Below are 21,754 nucleotides of genomic sequence, written 5' to 3' on the forward strand. Positions count from 1 at the left end.
AGGTCGCGAGCAAGCTGTAGCTGTGCAGGCAGCAGATACTGGCCGCGAGCGCTGTACGCAAAAGGCTGTGTGTAAAAGCTGTACGCAAAGATGGAGGGGTGCCGCCGGGGTTGTTCCCGGTGGCGCCCCTCCTTTTCTCTTCTCTACTCTACTCGTCCCCTCCACCCTCCACCGAGTCTTTGAGATACCGAGTCCTTGAGATTGGTGCTTTTAGACTCGGTGTTTAGACCATCAGGGGTTCACTCTCCTCGAGGGGAGTCAGGTCCTCGGGAGGGCCTGGTGCGCGGAACCCGGGATCGATGTTCTCGGGTGGAGTTGGTGCGAAGAACCCGGGGTCAATGCTCTTGGGCGGGAGCATAGGCGCCGGCTTCTGGCCTGGCAGGATGGGAATGAGCGACTCAACGCCGTCGTAGTCTCCGCCTTGCCGAGGTCCGAAGATTGGAGGATTCTTGAGCGCAGAACCCGCGTTAGGGAGTTGCAGCTGATCGATGATTGGCTGAGTAACAACCTTTTCGATGTGCGTATGCAAATCTGCAGGTTTGGGCAGAATGTCCGGCGGGATCAGACCTGCAGGGGGTAGCTGCCCCTCTGCCTCGATTCGAGCGGGCATCTTGATGGGGGCAGGCTCCGGACGGCTCAGGTCCACCGGCATCTTGATGGGGGCAGGCTCGGGGCGGCTCAGGTCGCTCGGCATCTTGATGGCGGGCGGAATATTCTGCGGGTTATATCCCTGTAGGAGGGGCACCTTGGGCATCTGCGGCACAGGCATTTCGGGCCATGCAGGCTGCGGGTTCTGAGATTCCTGCGGAGTCGGCTCGGGGTGAGGGATGGTCTTTTGGACGCCCTCGATAACGGCGGGGATTTGCCCAGCAACCGCCTGTACGGTTTCTCCAGCTTCTCGCTGAAGACCCTCGGCCTTCTGCTTGGCAATCTCCATGCCCTGCTGGATGTCTGAGACGGTGGCTTCGATTTTCTGCCGAGTATTTTCGACGTTGCCACGCACTGCACTATCTACTCGGTGCAGTTCTCCATCTGTTAGTTGGTCTATACCCTCATATAAAACTCGAGGATCAAGCTGCACCCCAGCTTCAAGAGCCTGTTTACCATACCTAGCCCCACGCAATCCATACTCGTTCAGACGTTCTTCAGGCTTGTAACCATCTGGCATAGCGGAGCCCGAGGTAACCTTTTGTTCCCCTTGCACATAACCTTTGTTGCCCATGGCCGCGCTGAGGGCACCCAGAGTCTGGTTTCCGTATCCTTCACGTTGCAGGGTTTCCCTATATGCCCCGCCGTCATGTTTGAAATTTGAGACCGTAATTGCGGTATCACGTTCATCGGGCCGCCACCCTCCCTCAGGCCTCAACGCAGAGTCAGGAACCCAGTCTCCATCTCCTTCCACGTAGTCCACTCCAAAGTCGCGGCGTTTAGCCGGTAGACCTCGTAGCGGGGAGGCTTGAGCGTAGACACCCACAATGTTGATTTCTTTGGCGACTTCAGTACTATTCGCCATGTTGTAGGCAATCATGCCTCCCTGGCTAAAGCCTTCCAAGTACACTCGGGCACCCTGAGGTGCTCCGGCATCACGTAGAGCCTGCAGAACCATCTGATAGGCGGGGTTCTCCAGAGTATCATTACCCAGTGCTTCGCGAAGAGCCCCAGGGACATCCATAGGAGACCCACCAAAGGAAGAGAAGTTAGTACCCGGAATGCTCACCACATACAGGGCATGGGTGGGGTCACCTTCGTGTCCTGCTTCGTACATGACGGTGACGAGCACGGCACCGCGTTCGCCCTTAGTCGGGTCCTGTTGAGAGCGTTCAAACTCCTGATCCTGTGCCTTGGCAGCCGCTTGCAGACGTTCAGCGCTAGCGTCCACCGTGAGACGGTCCTTCTCACCGGAATGTGCGCTGACCCCGTAATCGTCGGCTGAGGCAGTGCGCATGTTATGCGCTTTCTTATCAGAATCCGGATCACGGAGGGGGCCAACGATTCCAACTCCGCCTACGGCCAAGACTTTTTCAATGATTCCCTGGGGTATTTTTGTTACAGCGGAGAGTCGCCCAGCAATACGCTGACGAGCAATTTCGGGATTCCATTTGGCATCCATGTAGGCAGTGAAGCCGAAGATAATGGCTGCCACTACAGGTGAATGAGGCAATACCCAATAGGCCGAGAAGTACCCGAGCTCGGGAATGGTGAGCTTCAAGAGGTAGTCGGCTTCGCCGGGTTCTCCAGCAATGAGTCCGCGCAGGTGGTCTCGGGTGCTGCGTCCGTCGGGTAGCTTGCCGTCCTTTGCGATGCCCATGGAGTCGAACCAGCCTGCGACGATATTTTCGGTCTGCAGGTAGGAGCTGTGGGCGGCGCGGACGGCGGCTGCGGTGGCGCCGAACTTTGCGGCACTCATACCGAGGTCTGCAGCGAGGCCGGTACAGAGGCCAGCAGCCTGCTGGGCACGTCCGTTAATGCCGAGGAAGAGACGAGTTTCAGCGGCGATACCGAGAATGGGCATGGTGCGGTCGGCGCAGGTGCGGCTGACGGTGTCGAGCCCGTCGGCGATGGCGGGCATTTCTTCAAGCTCAACGCTGATAGTGCCTGCGGTGGGCCTTGCGGAGTTGCTGAGGTCACCGATGGGCGCAACGGTGGGTCCGGTAATCATGGTGTCTCCTGGGGTGAGGTTAGTGGGTTCGGATGAGCGAGCTCAGCCCGTCGGGTAGGTTCACGTGCATGAGTGAATCGAGCGTTGACTGGGCTTTTTGCACGCCTGAGCGGGCGATGATTTCGCCGGGGTTAAGTTTTTCGAGGGCGTCGGCGGCACCGTCGGCGAGTTTGCCGAGTAGGTTATCTACGGCGGAGGCGGCGGCTTTGATAGCCTGCGCTTTGCCGGTGAGGTCGTTGGCGAGTTCTTCACCGGCGGCGGCGATCATGGCGGCCGTGCCTTCGGCTTGTTCGGCTTGGTTGCGGATTTTTTCGCGGTGTTCTTCGAGTTGTCGCCGGTAGGCGCGTCCGGCTTCGGATGCCCAGCGGTCGCCGTTGAGTTCGTTGGCGCGTTGGTGTGCGGTGCGGATTTCTTGGGCTTCGGTGCGCATCCTGTGGGCGAGTTCTGCGCCTTTGGCGCGGGCGAGCACGGCGACTGCCATGAGCTGCTCGGCGAGGGCGTGGCCGGCCGCGGTGCCGATGCCCATGTGTCCTGCTGCGCGGAGGATATCGGTTGGTTCGATGTGGGGCATCTGGGGTGCGGGAGGTGGTGCGGTGTCGACGATCGTGTTCATGGGGCGTCCTTTCGATGGTTGGACAGGTTGTTTGTGCGCCTGTTTCTGTCCTGTGTTTGGGTTTGTTTTAGGCTAAATCTGCCTCGGTGACCGTGCAGGTGGAGTGCGCCAACCTGTGGATAACTCAGGCTTGTTTCGAAAAATTCGCACGTTTTGCGTCCTCAAAACCCAAAAAATGCCCCCTCCGCGTCCCCTCGTTTTGTCATATTTCTGTAACTAACCAAGCCGCCCGTCACGTCCATATGCTCTTCCCGCCTCTTTTTTTCAGCGAATTCATGCAAAAATAGAGCTATGTCTCACACCAATAACACCTTCTTGCCTTCTGGCCGTATTGACCTGGGCACCGGCGAACTTGCGCTGGGCCCCCTCGACGGACGCTACGCATCCGTAACCGCGCCCCTGACCAACTACCTCTCTGAGGCGGCTCTGAACCGCGACCGCATCCATGTTGAGGTTGAGTGGTTCATTTACCTGTGCGAGCACGAGGTGCTGCCGGGTCTGTCCCCGCTGAGCGAGGAGCAGAAGAAGGGCCTGCGCGCCATCGTTACCGATTTCAACGCTGATTCTGTGGCGGAGCTGGCTGAGATTGAGGCTGTCACCGTTCACGATGTGAAGGCGGTCGAGTACTACATTGGTCGCCGCCTGGAGGGCCTGGGCCTGGGTCACCTGGTGCCGTTGGTTCACTTCGGCTGCACTTCTGAGGACATTAACAACCTCTCCTACGCGCTGGGCATCAAGGACGCCGTTGAGAACGTGTGGATCCCCGCCGCGGAGGAGCTGATTGATGTTCTGCTGAAGCTGGCTGAGGACGGCCGCGACGTGCCGATGCTGTGCCGCACTCACGGTCAGCCGGCGACCCCCTCCACTTTGGGCAAGGAGATGGGCGTGCTCGCCTACCGCCTGAAGCGCCAGGTCAAGCACGTGAAGGCGACCGAGTTCCTCGGCAAGATTAATGGTGCGACCGGTACTTACGCCGCGCACTACGCCTCGGTGCCGAGCACTGATTGGCAGAAGATTTCTCGTGGTTTTGTGGAGCACCTGGGCCTGACTTGGAACCCGCTGACCACTCAGATTGAGTCGCACGACTGGCAGGCTGAGCTGTACTCGGATATCGCTCATTTCAACCGCGTGCTGCACAACCTCTGCACCGATGTGTGGAGCTACATTTCGATTGGTTTCTTCCGTCAGATTCCGGTGGCTGGTGCGACCGGTTCGTCGACCATGCCGCACAAGGTGAATCCGATTCGCTTTGAGAATGCGGAGGCTAACCTGGAGCTGTCCAACGCTCTGCTGGATTCGCTGGGTTCGACCCTGGTGACTTCTCGTTGGCAGCGTGACCTGACTGACTCGTCGGCGCAGCGCAATATCGGTGTGGCGTTTGGTCACTCGGTGCTGGCTATCTCCAATGTGGTGAAGGGTCTGCAGCGTCTGGATATTGCGACCGACGTTATTTCTGCTGATCTGGATTCCAACTGGGAGGTTCTGGCTGAGGCGATCCAGATGGTGATGCGTGCGGAGGCTATCGCGGGTGTTCCCGGCATGGAGAACCCGTACGAGCGTCTGAAGGAGCTGACTCGCGGTCACCGCGTGGACGCTGCTCGTCTGAAGGAGTTCGTGGCTACTCTGGGTCTCTCCCCCGAGGCTGAGAAGCGTCTGTCGGCTCTGACTCCGCACACCTATAACGGTATTGCGGCTCAGCTGCTCGATCACGCGAAGAACGCTTAGTCTGTAGCAAAGGATTAAAAACTAAAGACCCCGGTTCCCTGTGTTTAGGGAGCTGGGGTCTTTAGTGTGTTGGGTCTTTGCTGTGTTCGGTTAGCCAGGTTCTGTTAGCCAGCTGGTTTAGCGGCCGAGCATGCGGCGGTGGCCGGTTTCGGTGTCGTGGCCCTTGCCGCGGGTGAAGACCTTGCCTGCCGCCTTACCTGCGTCCTTGACGCCCTTGAGGAGGGCACCAGCCACGCCGGAGGGGCCTTCCGAGCCTTCGCCGCCCTGTACGCGCGGTGCACGCGGGGTGATCATGAGCTCTGCGGGGAAGTATGCGGGTGCGTCGCCAAAGGCACGGCGGGTGTTGCGCACGACGTCCTTACCGAGGGTCAGGTTTGCGCCGCCGCCAACGACTGCGCCTACGCCGAAGGGCAGTGCACGGCCGAGCAGCGCGCCGGTCTGGCGGGTGAGGAATCGGCGGATAAACAGGTTGCGGATGGTGCGTTCGACGCTGAACATCTTGCCGCTGGAGGAGTTGCCGAGCAGCATGCCCCACTTGTTAGAGACGCCGCCTGCCTTGCCGGTCTGCAGCAGCACGGTGTTCATGAGCTGGGAGCCTTCTTCGCCGAGCATGATTGCCATGACCATGGAGCGGGCGGTTTCGGCGTCGTGTACGTGCACGCCGTGCAGTTCTGCGACTGCCTGGGCGTAGAGTGCGGTGCGTTCGAGGTAGCCGCCGACTGCGAGCGCGGACAGGCTCATGGAGGTGACGGTACCGACGCCGGGCACGAATGCGGATGCGCCGGTGACGCCGCCGATGGCGGTGATGTCGCGCAGGTAGGTGCGGTCGAGGCGCTTGTGGATTTGTTCGGGGGTTTCGTCGGGGTGCGCTTCACGGAGTTTTTTGACGATGGACAGCGCGAGCGGTCGTTGCATGCGCAGTACGTTGTCGAGGGTGGTGGTTAGCGCGGGACGGGGGTTGCCGTCTTCATCGAATAGAGACTTCTTCGGGTCAAGCATGCTCTCAGTAAATCACGGCTGGGTGAATATTTCCTGGATATGAGGGGTTGTGGTGGGGTGTGGGGGTGAAATTTCACCGAGGGCGTGGAGGTTTTTGAGGGGTTGTTAGGGTGTTTTGGTCTCTATTTGCGCCGGATTTTAAAGCGCGTAAAATTGTCGTAGATTACACACTATTCATTGTTTGCATAGTGCGTGACCTGTTTCACGACGATTCGGGTTGCGCCTGATGACAGATAGCGGCTGACACCTCTTCTGGACTAATAAGGATTGCTATGACTTCTTCCACCCATACGCCCAATGCTGCGCGTTCTCCCCTGGCGACTCAGGGGCTGGGTGTTGCGTACGCGACCGGCGCGATTATTTCGGCGCAGTTCGGTGCGGCTCTTGCTAAGCAGCTGATGGGCGATTTGGGCCCTTGGGGCGTGGTGACTCTGCGCCTGTTGACTTCTTCTGTCCTGCTGTGGGCGTTCTTCCGTCCGCAGATTCGTTCGTGGACCCGTCAACAATGGATGACGGTCATTGTCCTTGGTATCGCCCTGACCGGTGCGAATGCGTTCTTCTATGTGGCGATTGAGCAGGTTCCACTAGCGATTGCGGTGGCTATTGAGTTTATGGGTCCACTGGTGCTGGCGACGGTTATGTCGCGCCGCAAGCTGGATCTGGTGTGGATTGCGCTGTCCTTTACTGGTATGGCGATTCTGACGGCTGAGTCCCAGGCGAAGCCTGAAGATTTCGCCCTGATGGGTGTGATTTTCTCGGTCCTGACCGCTGTTTCTCGTGCCGCCTATATTCTGGCGACTGAGAAGGTGGGCGCACTCATCCCGGGCATGGGCGGCATGGTCATGGGTAACGTTGTCTCTACCCTGCTGGTTCTGCCGTTCCCGTTCCTTATTAGCGGCAATAATCTGCTGAAGGTCACTCAGGATGTGAACCTGCTGGCTATTGGTTGCCTGATGGGTCTGCTGGCTTCTGCTCTGCCGGCACTGGGTGAGGTTTCTTCGCTGCGTCTGTTGCCCGCGCATATTTATAGCGTGGTGCTGTCCCTGGAGCCTGCGATTGCGGCGGCTGTGGGTATTGTGATGCTTGGTGAGGCTACCGGCCTGGTCCGCTGGGTTGCTATTGCTCTGCTGGTGGCTGCGAGTATCGGCATTTCAATTTCTCACGCTCGCGCACAGAAGAAGGCGCAGGAAGACGGCACTTTGGAGGATCCCGATCGCTACCTGCCCGGCGCGGTGGATGCCCACGCGGTTGATATTGCGCAGATGGCAACCAGCTCCATTACACTTCCGTCGGCTACGCAGATCAAGGCTGACCGTGAGGCGAAGGGCCTCTAATCTGCTGAACGGTAGCCGTATCAACGGTTTCTAGCACCCCCGGGTGACGAGTAGGATAGTATCTCGTGTTGCCCGGGGGTGCGCTCTTTAACTGCCTTTAACTGCGCTGGTCAGGTTCTTGCTCCCGCCCGAATCGATACGTCACCTGTACACCGTGAGAGATGCACCGCCTCCTTGTGAGGCGCAGGAAGGAGAATCATGCCGCATACTTCATCTCAACGCCCCGCGCTGGGCATTATGTTTGTGCTGATATCCTGCTCGTCGTTGCAGTTCGGTGCCGCGTTCGCGGTGACGCTCTTCCCGTTGTTTGGTGCTCTGGCTATTAGCGTCAGCCGTCTGGCAATTGCTTCCATGGTGGTGGGTAGCGCCGTGTGGTTGGCGGCGCGTTGGCGTACCCGCCGCGGCGGCAAAATGCCGCCGGGTGCGCTGTCCTGGTCGAAGGAGCAGTGGCGTGCCGTCATCATTTTCGGTATGACTTTCGGTCTGATGAACGGCTTCTTCTATTGCGCGATTGACCGCATCCCGATTGGTTTGGCGGTTGCGGTGGAGTTCTTGGGCCCGCTGGCGTTGGCGTCCATGCTGACGCGCAGGCTCCGCGACGCGGTGTGGGTGCTCTGCGCCCTGGCGGGCATGCTGGTGCTCGGCTACGAGGCGGCGGTCGGCAAGGATACCGACTACCTGGGTCTGACGTTCGCGCTGATCGCTGGCGTGTTCTGGGCGCTGTATATTCGCTCTAGCGCGAAGGTGGGTGCCCTGGTTCCGGGTGCGAGCGGCCTGGCGGTGGCGATGCTTGTTGGTGCTGCGTTTATTGCCCCGGTGGCGGCGGTTGTTCCGGCGCCTCAGCCGATTTGGAACGTGGCGCAGGATCCGATGCTGCTCCTCATGATTTTTGGTACCGCCATGTTCGCTTCGGTGATTCCCTATAGCGCGGAGCTGATGGCTCTGCGTAACCTGCCGCAGCAGGTGTTTAGCGTACTGATGAGCATGGAGCCCGCTATTGCGGCGATTGCCGGTTGGGCGCTGCTGAATCAGGAGACCGGCCCGATTCGTTGGGTGGCGATTTTCCTGCTGATGACCGCGAGTGTGGGCATTACGCTGACCACCACGAAGGGTGGTTCCCACAAGCAGAAGGATGACAGCGAGGACCCCGTTCCCATGCCGCTACCCGAGTAAAGCCAATGTCCTGAGTAAAAATCCAAATTCTGCCGGTGTACGGCGCGCGGCGTATAGAAAACCCCTATAGAAAACCGTTGAGGCGGGTACCTGGTTGGTACCCGCCTCAACGGTTTTGTATGTCAGGTTTAGCTCTCAGCCAGCTCGTCCAGCAGGTCGCGCAGCTCATCGGTGGTGAGCACATCCGCCGGATGCGGGCCCAGGGCGTACAGCCAGTCCTGGGTGTCCTCGTCCAGCTCACGGGCGGTACCAACCAGCACGAGGTTGCCCTCGTTCTGCCCGCTAATCATGGAACTTTCGCACAGGCACCACACGTGGTCGAAGACTTCCAGCATGGCGGTTGCCTGCAGCTGGAAGAAGGGCAGACCCGCGTCGTCACCCACGTTTATGGCGACCATGCCGCGCTCGCTCAGGGCGTCCTTGAGTTCGCGGTAGAAGTCGCGGTTCGCCAGGTGGGCGGGCGCGTCCATGCCGGTGAAGATGTCGAGAATGATTGCGTCGAAGCCGGGCACGCCCAGCAGTTCGGGCAGGTTCGCCAGCTGCTCGCGAGCGTCACCGACCACCAGCTGGCAGTTGGTTCCGGCGGGTAGCGGCAGGCGGTCCGTTACGAAGCCCATGAGCTCGGGTTCAATATCCACGGCAACCTGGCGGGAGCCGGGGCGGGTCGCCTGAATATAGCGCACGAGGGTGAGCGCACCGGCGCCCAGGTGTGCTGCGGTGATGGGTTCGCCGGCGGGTGCAAGCGCATCCACCGCGTTTGCGATGCGGCGCAGGTACTCGTAGAACACGTAGTCGGGGTTCTGCACGTCCACGTGGGACTGCTCGGCGCCACCGATTTCGAGAACGTAGCCGTGGTCGCTGAACCCGTCGGGGTGAATTTCGGCGCGCTGCCCGCCGGAGAGCTGAATGTGCGCCACTACTTCACGCCAGCTTCACGCTTGAAGGTGCTGACCAGGTCATCCACCGAGGAGGAGGAATCCAGGCCCTCAACGACCTTGTCGTTCACGACGAAAGTGGGGGTGCCCTTCACGCCAATCTTCACGGCGTGCTCGTAGTCGCGCTGAATGGGCTTGACGGTGTCGGAGGCAACCAAGGTCTTGTCGAACTCTTCGACGTTCAGGCCCAGTTCCTTGGCGTAGTCGTTGAAGAGGGTACGCAGCTTGTCGCGCTCTTTGATGTTCTTCCAGTCGTTCTGGGTGTTGAAGAGCTTGTTCGCCATTTCGAGGTGCTTACCCTGAGCTGTTGCGGCTTCTACGGCGAGTGCGGCGGGTACGGCATTGGCGTGCATGTTCAGCGGCATGTGGCGCACGGTCACGTTCATGATGCCGTCAAGCTTCTTGGCGGCTTCTTCGAACTTGGGTTCTGCCTTGGCGCAGTAGGGGCACTGGTAGTCGGTGTACAGGGTTGCGGTGCCTGCACCGGGTACTTCGCGGTTGAGGCGGTAGCCGACGTAGCCGTCATCGGCGGTTGCCGACGCGCTTGCCGAAGCCAAGGAGTTAGCGGATGCCGAAGCGCTCACAGTGGCGCTCGCGGATGCGCTTGCCGAGGTTGCGGCGGTGCTTGCCGAACCGCTCGCAGATGCCGATGCGGAGGGCTGGGAGGAGCTGGAACCGCATGCGCTCAGTCCCAGGGCGGCGGCGGGCACTACGCCCAGTAGCAGGGTGCGGCGGTTGAGGGGTGAAGTCATGGTGGTTCCTCTCTATGGGGGCGGCTGTCTGTGGTTGATGTGTCAGTGGTTGTTGGGCGCGGTGAGGCGCGATTAGCCGCCGTGGGTATATAGGGTTTATTGTATGCCTCTGCCCTGAACATTCCCTATCTTCGGGCGGGTTTACGGGGTGAATGCAGTGCACACCATAGGCTCTCTGCCGTCTGCTCTCGGTAGCGGTCACGGTGCTGAAAGTAATTAGCCTCTCCCCCGCCTTTTTGGTACTATTGCGGGGTATGCACTGTTCGTCGGCTGCTTTCGGGCGGCTGGGAACAAACGTATATGCGCCTCTATAGCTCAGGGGTAGAGCATTTCCCTCGTAAAGAAAAGGTCGTGGGTTCGAATCCCACTGGGGGCTCCACATCCGCCGTAACGCGTGCCGGTTTCCGGTGTGTTGCGGCGGTTTTTAGCATCTGAGAGACGTCACGTATCTCGCAGGATGTCACCATCGATTTTTAGGAGATTCTCGTGTCTTCTCATTCCTCAAATACTCAGCGTCTGCAGAACCGTTCGCAGGGTGGTCGCCCCTCCGCGGGTTCTTCGCGTCCGATGAGCCCCACGATGCGTTTTGCTCTGGTGTACGTGCTGGCGCTGGTGGTTTCCCTGGCGGTGTGGTTCTTCTACCGTTCCGTGTATGAGGATGACACCTCGTTCCTGGTGCCGATTGTGATTTCTTTGGTGACTTCGTACGTGTGCGCTCATGCGTTGACGGGCGGCAAATCGCCCCGCAACTAGTAGCTAAGTTGTAGCGCGCCAGAGGTTTCAGGCAGATAAAAGCCGCGCATCCGGTTCCCCCGTTCAGGGGTCGGATGCGCGGCTTTTTGCGCGTGTACCTTAGGCGAGCACCTTACTTGGAGGCGCGCTGGAAGTCGCTGTCGGTCTTGCCCCACAGGCCGTAAACCTTGGCGAGTTCCTTGACCTTCTTTGCACGCAGGTAACGCGGCAGGTAGGAGCCGTCGCGGGGGCCGTCGAGGGGCACGTCGAGCATCTGGTGTGCTTCTTCGATTTCGATCTCGCTCGGGGAGAATGCCGCGTTGATAGTCTCGGTCTGGCGGATGTCGAGGGTAATCTTACCGGTCATGCCGTGGTCGTTCGCGTAGCCGCATGCCTTGGAGAGGTCAGCACCGTATGCGCCGAGAGTCGGGCCGTCGATGGGGCCGGGCAGACCACCCAGGGTGGAGGCGATGACCAGCTGCGAACGCACGTAGGCGAGCGCCATGGGGGTTGCGGAGGAGCCGGTGTCGCGGCGGTAGTCGCCTGCGCCGAATGCGAGGCGGAAAGTGCCGATTGCGCGCGCAATTTCGATGGAGTGGTGCACGCCGAGTGCGGACTCGATCAGCGCGATGATGGGGGTTCCGGGGGGCAGCTCGGCTGCGGTGCGGTCAATGTCGGTGGCGTGCTCTGCGGTGGCGAGCATGACGCCTCGCAGGCCCTTCACGTTCTTGAGGGCCTTGACGTCCTTCCACCAGTGTTCGGTGGTGATGGCGTTGATTCGCACCCATGCGACGACGCCGGAGTTGAGCATACGGACGACCTGTTCGCGGGCGGCGTCCTTCTCTTCGGGGGGGCAGCCGTCTTCGAGGTCGATGATGATGGAGTCAGCCTCGGATTCGAAGGCCTCTTCAAAAACTTCTTCGGAGGAGTTGGCGCGCACGAGGAGCCAGGAGCGTGAGAGGCTGGGGCGCAGCTGACGCGCACGCTCATTGCGGTGGAATTCAAACATGGTGTGTGACTTCTTCCGTGAATTGTATATGCAGTGGGTTGTGCCGTAGAGGGGCAGGAAAAAGCCTGCGGTTCTTCCGCGCGTACCATCGCATTGTGTCGTCACCTCCATTGTGACGGAACCGCATAAGAAGTGTCCTACACCTCTTCTTTAAGCGTATCGCCTGTTGAGGTGCACATCAAACTAGCTCGCCTGTTAGTCACCGTTCGACTTTGCCCTGCTCACGTGGCGGACGCGGGTCAGGGTGCGGGTTGGGTTGCATTGTCAACGAACCTGCCCGCAGCATCCGGTGCGGATACTGCGGGCAGTTCAGAAGTTTACGATTAGGCTTCCACCAGTTGGGTGCGACCCACCGGAATACCGTCGTCGAAGGTTAGCTCGCCGGTGGCTTCCTTCTGGGCGCGCTGAATCAGACGTTCGGCGTCTTCAATGTGCTGGATAACGGTTTCCACGCGACGGTGCACGCTCACCTGGCGGTCGCATCCGGTGGCACAGTTGCCGAAGCAGCGTGCCATGGCGAGCGCTTCGGCGCAGAGTGCCACGGCGTTACCCGCTTTGGAGAGGGCGCGGTTCAGGTCGGAGTAGGTGCCGAACGGGGAGGCGGGAATATCGCCGTCGCTGGGGGCGAGGCGGTGCGCTTCCATAGCGACTGCACGCACGCGCGGAATCAGGTCGGCGAGCGCGTTTGCGTCCGGCACGATGAGCTCAATCATGGAGGTGGACGAATCGGTTGCCGCTAGGCGTTCGAGGACCTGGTGGAAGCGGTCAATGCCGCGAATAAACCGGTCGTGGGATCGGCGCCAGATGCCTTTGCCGAGTTCGGCGTCGTCGCGGCGCGATTGCAGGTAGCTTTTAAGTCCCATATGCCCTCCTCTGCGTGGTGTGTGTGCCGTGTTTGTTGGTCGGTGGAGGCTGCCGGTGATGGGCTCTGCGGCGACCCGCAAACCTCCCTATGCTTAGGTTACCCTAAATTTCTTTTAGTGACGAGATGTCAGCAGTCAGCTGTTTATTTCAAGCCCAGATTCTCATTACGCCGCTCACGCAACATTCCCCGCGACGCCAGCCTAAAAAGGCACCGCGAGGGCACAGCGATTTCTAGACCATGCGCAGCACAATCTTGCCGCGATGCTGACCGGAGTCGAAGTATTCGTGGGCGGCAGCCGCCTCCTCCATGTCGAAGATACGGTCCAGACCCACGCCAATCCTGCCGGATTCAATCAGCGGCAGCACGTGTTCACGTACACCGCGCAAAATCTCAGCCTTCTGCTGATCCGAACGGGTGCGCAGGCTCGTGGCGTGCACCGACAGGCGGCGGGAGAGCATATACCCCAGGTTCACTTCTGCTTTGGCGCCGCCCATCAGACCGATAATGCACAGGTGCCCGCCATCGGCGAGGGTGTGCAGATTGTCGTCCAGGTACTTTCCGCCCACAACGTCGAGGATGTAGTCGGCGCCGCGTCCGCCAGTTTCAGCCAGCAGAACTTCACGGAACGAATGTTCGGTATAAATAATGGGTTCCGCACCTAGTGAGCACACATATTCTGCTTTTTCCTCGGTGCCCACGGTTGCAAACACGCGGGTACCTACGGCGAGCGCCAGCTGGATGGCGTGCACACCGATACCGCCGGTACCACCGTGAATGAGCACCACCGCGGGTTCGCCGTCTTCCTTGAGGTTTTCGGCGGGGTTCATGCTCATGCCGCAGGTGAGCACCAGGTTCGAGTAGACGGTTGCCGCGACTTCGGGAATACCGGCGGCTTCGGCGAAGCTCAGCTGTTCGGGTACGGGTAGCACGTGGTCGACCGGTACGGTCACGTAGTCGGCGTAGCCGCCTCCAGGCAGGAGCGCCATGACGGGGGTGCCGCGGTTCTCTACGGAGGCGCCTTCGCCGACCGCTTCGATAATGCCGGCTACTTCGAGGCCGTAGATGGCGCTCGCGCCGGCGGGCGGCGGGTAGAATCCGCGGCGCTGCAGGGCGTCGGCGCGGTTGATTCCGGCGGCGTGAACACGGATGAGAACTTCGTGGGATCGGGGTACGGGGGCGGGGACTTCGCTGATTGTCAGAGCCTCAGGTCCACCGTGACTGTTCTCAATAATTGCTCTCATGAGTCCTCCTCATTGCCGGAAGCACCATCGTTGGTGCGCGATTTACAGAAAGCTTATCGCATGAGATAATCTCGTAGTGCCCTGCGGCACGGTATTGCCATAAAATGCCGGTCTCTGGTGCGTATGGATGGTTGTCCGAGCGGCCGAAGGAGCTGGTCTTGAAAACCAGTAGGCGGTAACCCCGTCTCAAGGGTTCAAATCCCTTACCATCCGCGTTTTAGCTTCTGCTCCACGTGTGGAGCGCAAAGAGCCCCGTTCCTCGTATTGAGGAACGGGGCTCTTCACATATGCCGTTTCGAGTTACCGGGGGCGTCGTTAGTGTATGCCTGACAAGGCGTTTAGAAGCGACGTGACGAGGACTACGATACCGATGAAGATGCATAGCTCCAGCCCGTTAAGAATCAGACCACCGATGGCACGCGTACCACGCCGCCTTGCCGCGAACCCCAGCCAGATACCCAGGACATTCAGCACCGGCGCAACGAACACTACCCGCAGACCGCTTTCTCCAAGATCATGGAAAATCAACCAGCACCCTAGAAAGAACGTCAGCGGGCCGAGAGCGCCGAAAAGCAGGGAGAAGGTCGCTACCCTTTTACCGTCTTGTGCCCCTTGCACGTCAGGAGGTTGCTCGCTCGCATGTTGCTCCCAGTCGTCCGTATCGTCAGCACTGGGTTGCACGCTGTTGTTCGCCTGGTAGAGCTTGGCGTACTCGGGGTTGTTATCAAAATCTTCGTTGTTTTGGGGTAGCTGCGACATCGCATCCACAACCTTTCAATACCGGGTGTTAAGTGTCTAGCGACTCGAGAGAGCATCTGGGCTCACTATCGAGCCGGCGTCGTTAGTTGATGCCTGACAAGGCGTTTACAATCAGCATGATGAGGGCGGCGATACCGATGAAAATGCATAGCCCCAGCCCGTTGAGAATCAGGCCACCGCTGGCACGCGTACCGCGCCGCCTCGCCGCGAACCCCTGCCAGATACCCAGGATGTTCAGGATTGGGGCAAGGATAGCTACCTGCAGAGCACTTTCTTCAAGACCTTGGACAAGACACCAGAACCCTAGAAAGAAAGACAGCGGGCTGAGGAAGCCAAAAAGTAGGGAGAGGTTCGCTGCTCTTTTACCCGCCGCTTGATCTGAGAACTCATCCAGAGACTCATTTGCGGGCAGTAGCTGCTCGTCAGATGTATCCGGGCTAGGCAGCTCGTTGTTATCTTCCTGGTAGAGCTTGGCGTATTCGGGGTTGTAATCGAAGGCTTCATTGTTTTGGGGTAGCTGCGACATCGCATCCACAACCTTTCAGAATCTACACGCGTTAGTTGAATACCTCAGCCTGGTGCTTCGCAAAAACCTATTCGGCATTGAACCACGCCCACACAATCAGTACGTACCCAAGGACAAGCACAGCGATAGCTATCCAGCTCAGGATTCGACCCGCAAGAGAAACTACGCCGTAACTATCCGCTTCCTTAGCTTTCTGTAGACCAAGGACACTCAAGATGACAGTGGGGATACCGAAAAACCACGAACCCAACACCAAGATGTTGATGAGGCTGAGCACACCAAAAGTGAGTGAAAGTTGGGAGGCTCGCTCCCCTAGATTAGTCGCTGTTTTCCCACCGCCCTGCATCATAGGGGGCTCTTCAATATCAGCACCCTGTTTGTGGCGATGAGGTTTCGAGCGCAGACCAGCTGCTGGGTCGGAATACGGGCCTAGGATTGGATCCTGCATCGTTGCATCATAACCTTTCAATACCGGGTGTTAAGCCCACCCTATGCTTTCCCCGCCGAGGGAACAAGCATGTCGAGCCGATTCCACAAAACATACGGCATACACACAGCAAAGCCCCGCTCCTCGCATTGAGGAACAGGGCTCTTTACATATCACATACGAAAGACCATGAATTCGACTCTCGGCTATCCAAACTTCCTAAGCCGGTTACGACACTATCCTTTCAAGGTGAAAACAAGCATTAACAGGGCAATAGCCGCCAGGACTGATAGGGCGATGGGCAGAATCACACCAATCCAGCTGAGGATATGCCCCGCCTTTGCCGGTACGCCGTGACATTCCGCGTCTCGTGCAGACAAGATTCCCAGGATGCCCAGAATAAAAGATCCGAGGAGGGTGTAGGGCAGCAAGAACGTCAAGAGGATAAGCACCACGCTGATGATGCCAAAGGTCAATGACCGTTGAGCCAACTTACGCCCTTCTTCCAGGATGCCCACAGGTCCGACAATATTCCTCGGGTAGCTCGGGTAAAACTGACGTGTAGGTAGTGGTTGGTTACCCGGGGCGGATTGCCCATTGTTATTTCCCGGGTGGAGCTTGGCGTATTCGGGATTGTCATCAAAAACTTCATTATTTTGGGGTAGCTGCGACATCGCATCCACAACCTTTCACGTACCGACACAGATGCTAAACCCACCCTAGACCTTCCCCCGCGCGGGAACAAGCATGTCAGGACCAATCCACGAGATATACGGCATATACACAGCAAAGCCCCGTTCCTCGTAATTGAGGAGCGGGGCTTTTGCGTACCCTCCAATGAGGGTGAAAGTGTTTAGAAGAATGCCAGTATCTGCACAGTCTCCACGAGACTAGAATTTGCGGCAGAATCAGAAAGAGCCAGCATAATCGCCAGCAGAAGACCTCCGCCGAAAAGCACCAGGAACATGCCACCAATGGCTACGCTAATCCAGTTCAAGATACGACCAGCTGAAGCAGCCACACCATAACGCTCTGCCTCATTAGCCTTGAGAATACCGATAACACCCAGAATCAGGGAAGGCAGACCAAACAGCCACCAGCTGAGAGTCACTATACACGCCAAGCTGATAATACCCAGCACCGTGGAAGTCTGAGCTGCCTTCTCACCGGCAAGCTGCTCGGGGGTCTTCTGCAAAAAGCCCACAGGAACCATCATGGGCTGACCGTACTGGTCGGGCTGCTGGTACTGCTGACCGTACGGGTCATACTGATTCTGACCATACGAGTCTTGACCGTACGAATTCTGACCGTACTGGTCATAAGAATACTGATCGTAGGAGCTCTGCCCGTACTGGCCATACTGACCGTACTGAGTGTTCTGCCCGTACTGAGTGTTCTGGTTGTACTGCTCGTTCAGACGGTTGTAGTCCGGGTTGTAGTCGTAGGGGTCTGAACCCCGAGGATTCTGAGACACGGCATCTCACTTTCGTACGGCTGGTGTGCGTTAAACCTAATTCACCCTAACCCATGAATGGAACGGGTACAACTACATCCGCTATCCAAGCCCCCACAATGCACCGCAATGCATTAGCTAGCCGCTCTAACGGATATGCAAAAGCCCGCGGACACACAGGGCGCTCGCGGGCTTTCTGTAGCCAATCTCCATGGAGGATGCTGGCTAAAACGCTATAAGGTCCTAGCCCAGGTTCTTGAGAGCACCCAGCGCGACAACAATAATGCTCAGGACCAGAGCAGTACCACCGATAATGGAACCAGTCAGTGCCAGACCACGGGACTGCAGCTCAGGGACACGCAGAGACGCCAAACCAAAAGCCAGGCCCAGTGCGCTGAAAAGCGGGCTTAGAAGGACCAGACCAATAGCGCCAAATACAATAGCGAGAATCGACAGAATCTTCGCCCTCTTCATCTGAGCCTGCTGCTCGGGGGTCGGGACCGGCTGACCGTACGGAGCCTGCTGACCATACTGGGATGCCTGCTGGCTGAACTGGGGGTCCTGGTTGAACTGGGGCTGGGGGTTGTTGGGGTTTTCAGACATGATTTCTCGCTTTGCTGAGTGATGAGGTGCCTCTGATGTGCTGTATCGGAAGATAAAACGTCAGAGATGCCCTCTATTTATCGGTTGGACACATGCAGTGTATCGAAAATGCGTATGAGCCTCAAAGCCTGAACCCCATAGTCCACGACGAAAAACCCGCGTCAGGTGACCATAAAAACTGGTACAGCTAAGCAGGCGGACACGCAAAAGCCCGCGGACACACGGGGCGCTCGCGGGCTTTCTCTGACCAGTAGCTATGAACGATATTGTCTAAACATGCATCATAACCAGAATCAATAGCAGCATCTCGAAAGGCACAGTCAGGACACCAAGCAACATATTCATAACCCCCCAACGCAACACCAGCCACACGCATATGACCGCGGTGGCGTGAAGCAATCGCTAGAACCCAGCCCGTAAGACCCAGAAGAAGGGAAGCGCCTCCGCCCGTCAAATAATTCAGCACAAAAACACTAATCAGTCCAAGAACACCGATAATGACCGAGGCCATCGCAATAATCCAGCCCTGCGTGTGTGTGTTCTCCTGTTCGGGAAGAACATACACCGGCTGCGCAAACTGCGCAGGATGCACCATAAGCTGTTGGTTGTTGAAAGCCGGGTTATTCACAGAGGAGGGAGCACCCTGAGGAGGCTGAGTCTTCTGAGGAACCTGGGGCAACTGAGGAACGGTGGTCGTCACGGGAGGGAGCCTTTCTATCTGGACCGCAATGTCGCTTCTACCCTCAAAACTACATCACCTAAATACCTCAAACACATAAATTCAGGGTATTTAAAGATTAAACGGCTCTATTCACACGTTTCTCGCAGGTAAAGAAATCACGATCGCGAAGAAACTAACACCACCCCACCCGCATATATCTCTCGCGCCTCACAGGTCGAATTGACCAAGTGCAAAACAGCCTATATTCTTATAGGGATGCGCTCACGAGCGCACCGTGGAGACGTGCCAGAGCGGCCGAATGGACTTCACTGCTAATGAAGGGTCGGGGTTAAACTCGACCGGGGGTTCAAATCCCCCCGTCTCCGCCACAAAAAGCCCCGTACCGGTTGGTACGGGGCTTTTGCTTTACCCATTTCATTCAGGCACAAAGCCTAGAAACTCCTGGTTTAGAAACTTCTGGTCTAGAAGCTCTTGAAGTCCACGAGGCGCGCATCCGCACCATCCAGCAGAGCCCACTCCCCCAGCACCTCAAACACCGCAATGGAAGAGGGCGGGAAACCGTAGTACACATCCATGGACGCGTTCGGGTCAGAATCCGGGCTCATCAGGCGCTGCGCGGCATCCTGCACGCCGGGCAGATGCGACACCACCATCAGAGAATGAACATTCTCCGAAACGCTGTTGATGCGCGCAATAATGCGGGACGCAGACACCTCGTACAGCCCCTCATCCAGATGAGCGGTAGGCGCCTTCGCCCCCAAACCATCCGAAACCCAAGTCGTCGTCTGACGAGTACGCAAAGCCGACGACGACATAATCTGCTCCGGAATATAACCGCGAGCCGCCAGCCAGGCGCCAGCAGCGGCAGCCTGCTCATGGCCGCGCTTCGTCAGCGGACGATCAAAATCATTCAGACCCCAATCAGCCTCCGCATGGCGCATAATAATCAGACGCTTGACCCCGCTGCGGTGCGAGCCAGCTGCAGTGTTGGAAGAATTTTCAGCCATACACCCATTCTATCTAGAGGGCGCCGGAACGTGCCGCACGCCGCCACAGCACGCACACTAACACCCCCAGGCGGGCACAAGTAAACCCCGGCGCACCGGCATCACGCCAGCACACCGGGGTGCACTCTACAGAAGCTAAATTCTGTACACGCTAAATCGAGTATTCCGGAGCAGCCCAGACAACAACCTCGGGGTGCTCAAAGAAGCGGTAACCCTGACCGCGCACCGTACGCACGGTACCCGACAGGCGACCCAGCTTCGAACGCAGACGACGAATATGCACGTCAATCGTACGCTCATGCGGATGCTCGTCACCGGAGCTCCACAGCGCCTTCAGCAGCTCCTCACGACCCACGGTGCGGGAAGAATTCTCCACCAGGTGTGCCAGCAGTTCGAATTCCTTGAAGGTCAGCATGAGCGGCTCACCATCCAGGAACACCTCGCGGCGTGCCAAATCAATCAGCACACCCGAAGAGTGGCTATTCGTGGTCTCTGCTTCGCGGGCGACATTCGCCTCCGGGTGCATGTACATTGCGGTTGGGTCGCCGAGCGCATTACGTACCACCTCAAGGTCGCTACCCTCAGCGTTCACCGGAGCCAACGCCACAGCGGCGTACGACTCCGACTCGGGAGCCAGGTGGTGTGCGTAAGTGCGCAGATCCTGAACGATACGCACCAGGGAGGTACCGTTCGCTGCAGCAAGTTCCTCGTTCAAACCAACATAGAGCACAAAGCCGCGTGCCTCATTTTCCTGAGCCTGCTTATGGGCAGGGTCACCGGCTGAGAAAGTCATCGGACGCAACGTTGCGGCCTGCGCAACGGGACGCTGAGGCTGCACGACCTGGCGCTTAGCGGCGCGGCCGCGCTGGGAGATGTGCACATATCCAGGTACAGCGCCTGACATGATTCAACCTTCTCTCAAAGTCTGTGTACGGGATCCCTGTCGTACGTAGTGTGGGGTGCGCCGGAAGTGACGCGGAGCTAAAACAGTCCCCAATACCTGTTCGAGCTTCAATCCTCTTACTTAATATTTCTCCTATTTGACGGATAAATCAAGCGGATTCAGCATAGTGGATTCATCTTTATGGGCGAGAGGAGTACAATGCCCCCTCTCATGTTTTAGGGTTTCAGGGACCACCTGAAGCTTTCAGCATTTTTTCCCTTATAAATATTCATAGCTTCTTTTATTTACTGGTTTCACCCTGTATTTTCATGTGAAGCTGTGAATATGCTCAATATATTTTGAACCCCTCAAGACACTATAGTGTTCCTCATCACATACTATCGAGGGTGTTTCATAAACCCACACAAGCGCCCAACAACACCATAAACACCCAAGACAGCAGACCGTTAGACACACATCCCCCAACACCACACCATATAACCTGCGCACAGCCTCCAGCAGACACAACAAAGCGCCCCCGCACATGCTTAAACATATGCAGAGGCGCCCCACTCACATCACGTGAATAACACTGAAAAACTACTCAGCCAGACCGTACAGGCGGTCACCAGCATCGCCCAGACCCGGAATAATGTACGCCTTCTCGTTCAGACGCTCATCACGAGCAGCCAGGAACAGGTCAACATTCTCCATACCCTCAATACCCTTCTCCAGAGCAGCAATGCCCTCAGGAGCAGCAATCAGGCACACGCAAGTCACAGACTCAGCACCACGCTCACGCAGGAACTTAATGGCCTCAATCAGAGTGCCACCGGTAGCCAGCATCGGATCCAGCAGGTACACCTGACGACCAGTCAGGTCCTCCGGCAGACGCTCAGCATAAGTCACAATATCCAGGGTCTCCTCATTACGAGCCATACCCAGGAAGCCCACCTCAGCGGTCGGAACCAGACGAGTCATACCCTCCAGCATGCCCAGGCCAGCACGCAGAATCGGAACAACCAGCGGCTTCGGATCAGCAATACGAACACCGGTAGTAGTCGCCACCGGAGTCACAACCTCAACCTCTTCCACACGAATCTCGCGAGTCGCCTCATAGGCAAGAAGGGTCACCAGCTCATCAACCAGCTGACGGAAAATCGGGGACGGGGTGTTCTTATCACGCAGAACACTAATCTTGTGAGAGACCAGCGGGTGGTCAAGAATCTTAATACGCATAATACGATTTTACCCACCCCCAAATCAGCAAGCACCGGCAAAGCCCCGGAAGTGGCACACAACCTATAAAACGAGGCGAAACACCCCCGCGCAAACGCCCACCAGCACACCCGCCAGCACCACCCCAGAACAATCCGG

The 21,754-nt window shown here is 58.1% G+C and carries 21 protein-coding genes and 3 tRNA genes; 7 read left to right on the forward strand and 17 right to left on the reverse strand.

What is annotated here, in order from left to right; genetic code table 11:
• Nucleotides 1-223 precede the first annotated feature (223 nt).
• Both ROTMU0001_RS00680 and ROTMU0001_RS00685 read right to left on the reverse strand, forming a co-directional pair.
• Nucleotides 224-2,659 (reverse strand): atrophin-1 family protein, encoded by a 2,436-nt coding sequence (locus tag ROTMU0001_RS00680; protein ID WP_005507560.1) that lies wholly within the window; start codon nucleotides 2,657-2,659, stop codon nucleotides 224-226.
• Nucleotides 2,660-2,678: 19 nt separating this feature from the next.
• On the reverse strand, nucleotides 2,679-3,272 hold the full coding sequence (locus ROTMU0001_RS00685) for a hypothetical protein (protein ID WP_005507562.1): 594 nt from the start codon (nucleotides 3,270-3,272) through the stop codon (nucleotides 2,679-2,681).
• 291 nt (nucleotides 3,273-3,563) lie between these two features.
• Here ROTMU0001_RS00685 and purB point away from each other — a divergent pair, with 291 nt between their 5' ends.
• Entirely contained in the window at nucleotides 3,564-4,997 is a 1,434-nt protein-coding gene (gene purB, locus ROTMU0001_RS00690) for an adenylosuccinate lyase (RefSeq protein WP_005507563.1), read from the forward strand.
• Between the two features lie 117 nt (nucleotides 4,998-5,114).
• Here the strand turns inward: purB and ROTMU0001_RS00695 are convergent, their stop codons facing one another.
• On the reverse strand, nucleotides 5,115-5,996 hold the full coding sequence (locus ROTMU0001_RS00695) for a hypothetical protein (protein WP_005507564.1): 882 nt from the start codon (nucleotides 5,994-5,996) through the stop codon (nucleotides 5,115-5,117).
• Between the two features lie 272 nt (nucleotides 5,997-6,268).
• Between ROTMU0001_RS00695 and ROTMU0001_RS00700 the strand changes: the two genes are divergently transcribed.
• Both ROTMU0001_RS00700 and ROTMU0001_RS00705 read left to right on the forward strand, forming a co-directional pair.
• Nucleotides 6,269-7,330, forward strand: a complete 1,062-nt coding sequence (locus tag ROTMU0001_RS00700) for an EamA family transporter (protein ID WP_005507565.1) — start codon at nucleotides 6,269-6,271, stop codon at nucleotides 7,328-7,330.
• Between the two features lie 198 nt (nucleotides 7,331-7,528).
• Nucleotides 7,529-8,503 (forward strand): EamA family transporter, encoded by a 975-nt coding sequence (locus ROTMU0001_RS00705; protein WP_005507566.1) that lies wholly within the window; start codon nucleotides 7,529-7,531, stop codon nucleotides 8,501-8,503.
• Between the two features lie 128 nt (nucleotides 8,504-8,631).
• Here the strand turns inward: ROTMU0001_RS00705 and ROTMU0001_RS00710 are convergent, their stop codons facing one another.
• Both ROTMU0001_RS00710 and ROTMU0001_RS00715 read right to left on the reverse strand, forming a co-directional pair.
• The gene (locus tag ROTMU0001_RS00710; protein WP_005507568.1) at nucleotides 8,632-9,420 is read right to left on the reverse strand and encodes a spermidine synthase; all 789 of its coding nucleotides are present in this window, start codon (nucleotides 9,418-9,420) and stop codon (nucleotides 8,632-8,634) included.
• The gene (locus tag ROTMU0001_RS00715) at nucleotides 9,420-10,190 is read right to left on the reverse strand and encodes a DsbA family protein (RefSeq protein WP_005507570.1); all 771 of its coding nucleotides are present in this window, start codon (nucleotides 10,188-10,190) and stop codon (nucleotides 9,420-9,422) included. Before ROTMU0001_RS00715 ends, ROTMU0001_RS00710 begins: the two co-directional genes overlap by 1 nt.
• A gap of 304 nt (nucleotides 10,191-10,494) precedes the next feature.
• Here ROTMU0001_RS00715 and ROTMU0001_RS00720 point away from each other — a divergent pair.
• A tRNA-Thr gene (locus ROTMU0001_RS00720) sits at nucleotides 10,495-10,569 on the forward strand.
• 107 nt (nucleotides 10,570-10,676) lie between these two features.
• Nucleotides 10,677-10,943 carry a hypothetical protein gene (locus tag ROTMU0001_RS00725; protein ID WP_005507572.1) on the forward strand — a complete coding sequence of 89 codons (267 nt, stop codon included), beginning with the start codon at nucleotides 10,677-10,679 and terminating at the stop codon, nucleotides 10,941-10,943.
• A 112-nt stretch (nucleotides 10,944-11,055) separates the two neighbouring features.
• Here the strand turns inward: ROTMU0001_RS00725 and ROTMU0001_RS00730 are convergent, their stop codons facing one another.
• From ROTMU0001_RS00730 to ROTMU0001_RS00740, 3 genes are all read right to left on the reverse strand, one after another.
• Entirely contained in the window at nucleotides 11,056-11,931 is an 876-nt protein-coding gene (locus ROTMU0001_RS00730; RefSeq protein ID WP_005507573.1) for an HpcH/HpaI aldolase/citrate lyase family protein, read from the reverse strand.
• A gap of 323 nt (nucleotides 11,932-12,254) precedes the next feature.
• Entirely contained in the window at nucleotides 12,255-12,794 is a 540-nt protein-coding gene (locus tag ROTMU0001_RS00735; RefSeq protein WP_005507575.1) for a hypothetical protein, read from the reverse strand.
• 232 nt (nucleotides 12,795-13,026) lie between these two features.
• Complete coding sequence (locus ROTMU0001_RS00740) at nucleotides 13,027-14,037, reverse strand: NAD(P)H-quinone oxidoreductase (protein WP_005507576.1); 1,011 nt, start codon at nucleotides 14,035-14,037, stop codon at nucleotides 13,027-13,029.
• Nucleotides 14,038-14,162: 125 nt separating this feature from the next.
• Between ROTMU0001_RS00740 and ROTMU0001_RS00745 the strand changes: the two genes are divergently transcribed.
• Nucleotides 14,163-14,250: transfer RNA gene (locus tag ROTMU0001_RS00745), tRNA-Ser, on the forward strand.
• A gap of 102 nt (nucleotides 14,251-14,352) precedes the next feature.
• Here the strand turns inward: ROTMU0001_RS00745 and ROTMU0001_RS00750 are convergent.
• The 6 genes from ROTMU0001_RS00750 to ROTMU0001_RS09065 form a co-directional block, all read right to left on the reverse strand.
• Nucleotides 14,353-14,796, reverse strand: coding sequence for a hypothetical protein (locus tag ROTMU0001_RS00750; protein WP_044141753.1), 444 nt, complete (start codon nucleotides 14,794-14,796; stop codon nucleotides 14,353-14,355).
• A gap of 82 nt (nucleotides 14,797-14,878) precedes the next feature.
• Nucleotides 14,879-15,322 (reverse strand): hypothetical protein, encoded by a 444-nt coding sequence (locus ROTMU0001_RS00755; RefSeq protein ID WP_044141755.1) that lies wholly within the window; start codon nucleotides 15,320-15,322, stop codon nucleotides 14,879-14,881.
• A gap of 663 nt (nucleotides 15,323-15,985) precedes the next feature.
• Nucleotides 15,986-16,423, reverse strand: coding sequence for a hypothetical protein (locus ROTMU0001_RS09060; protein WP_070674494.1), 438 nt, complete (start codon nucleotides 16,421-16,423; stop codon nucleotides 15,986-15,988).
• A gap of 179 nt (nucleotides 16,424-16,602) precedes the next feature.
• Nucleotides 16,603-17,223 (reverse strand): DUF4190 domain-containing protein, encoded by a 621-nt coding sequence (locus ROTMU0001_RS00770; RefSeq protein ID WP_005507579.1) that lies wholly within the window; start codon nucleotides 17,221-17,223, stop codon nucleotides 16,603-16,605.
• Nucleotides 17,224-17,445: 222 nt separating this feature from the next.
• A complete protein-coding gene (locus ROTMU0001_RS00775; RefSeq protein WP_005507580.1) occupies nucleotides 17,446-17,805 on the reverse strand; it encodes a DUF4190 domain-containing protein in 360 nt (119 codons plus the stop codon).
• Between the two features lie 187 nt (nucleotides 17,806-17,992).
• Nucleotides 17,993-18,505 carry a hypothetical protein gene (locus tag ROTMU0001_RS09065; RefSeq protein ID WP_155115021.1) on the reverse strand — a complete coding sequence of 171 codons (513 nt, stop codon included), beginning with the start codon at nucleotides 18,503-18,505 and terminating at the stop codon, nucleotides 17,993-17,995.
• 258 nt (nucleotides 18,506-18,763) lie between these two features.
• On the opposite strand from ROTMU0001_RS09065, the gene ROTMU0001_RS00780 reads away from it, so the two are divergent.
• Nucleotides 18,764-18,855 (forward strand) — tRNA-Ser (locus tag ROTMU0001_RS00780).
• Nucleotides 18,856-18,948: 93 nt separating this feature from the next.
• On the opposite strand, the gene ROTMU0001_RS00785 is transcribed toward ROTMU0001_RS00780, so the two are convergent.
• The 3 genes from ROTMU0001_RS00785 to upp form a co-directional block, all read right to left on the reverse strand.
• Complete coding sequence (locus ROTMU0001_RS00785; RefSeq protein WP_005507581.1) at nucleotides 18,949-19,494, reverse strand: SixA phosphatase family protein; 546 nt, start codon at nucleotides 19,492-19,494, stop codon at nucleotides 18,949-18,951.
• 151 nt (nucleotides 19,495-19,645) lie between these two features.
• Complete coding sequence (locus ROTMU0001_RS00790) at nucleotides 19,646-20,398, reverse strand: winged helix-turn-helix domain-containing protein (protein ID WP_005507582.1); 753 nt, start codon at nucleotides 20,396-20,398, stop codon at nucleotides 19,646-19,648.
• Between the two features lie 579 nt (nucleotides 20,399-20,977).
• Complete coding sequence (upp, locus tag ROTMU0001_RS00795) at nucleotides 20,978-21,616, reverse strand: uracil phosphoribosyltransferase (RefSeq protein WP_005507583.1); 639 nt, start codon at nucleotides 21,614-21,616, stop codon at nucleotides 20,978-20,980.
• Nucleotides 21,617-21,754 lie beyond the last annotated feature (138 nt).

This window comes from Rothia mucilaginosa ATCC 25296 (assembly GCF_000175615.1).
GTDB classification, from domain to species: Bacteria; Actinomycetota; Actinomycetes; order Actinomycetales; family Micrococcaceae; genus Rothia; species Rothia mucilaginosa.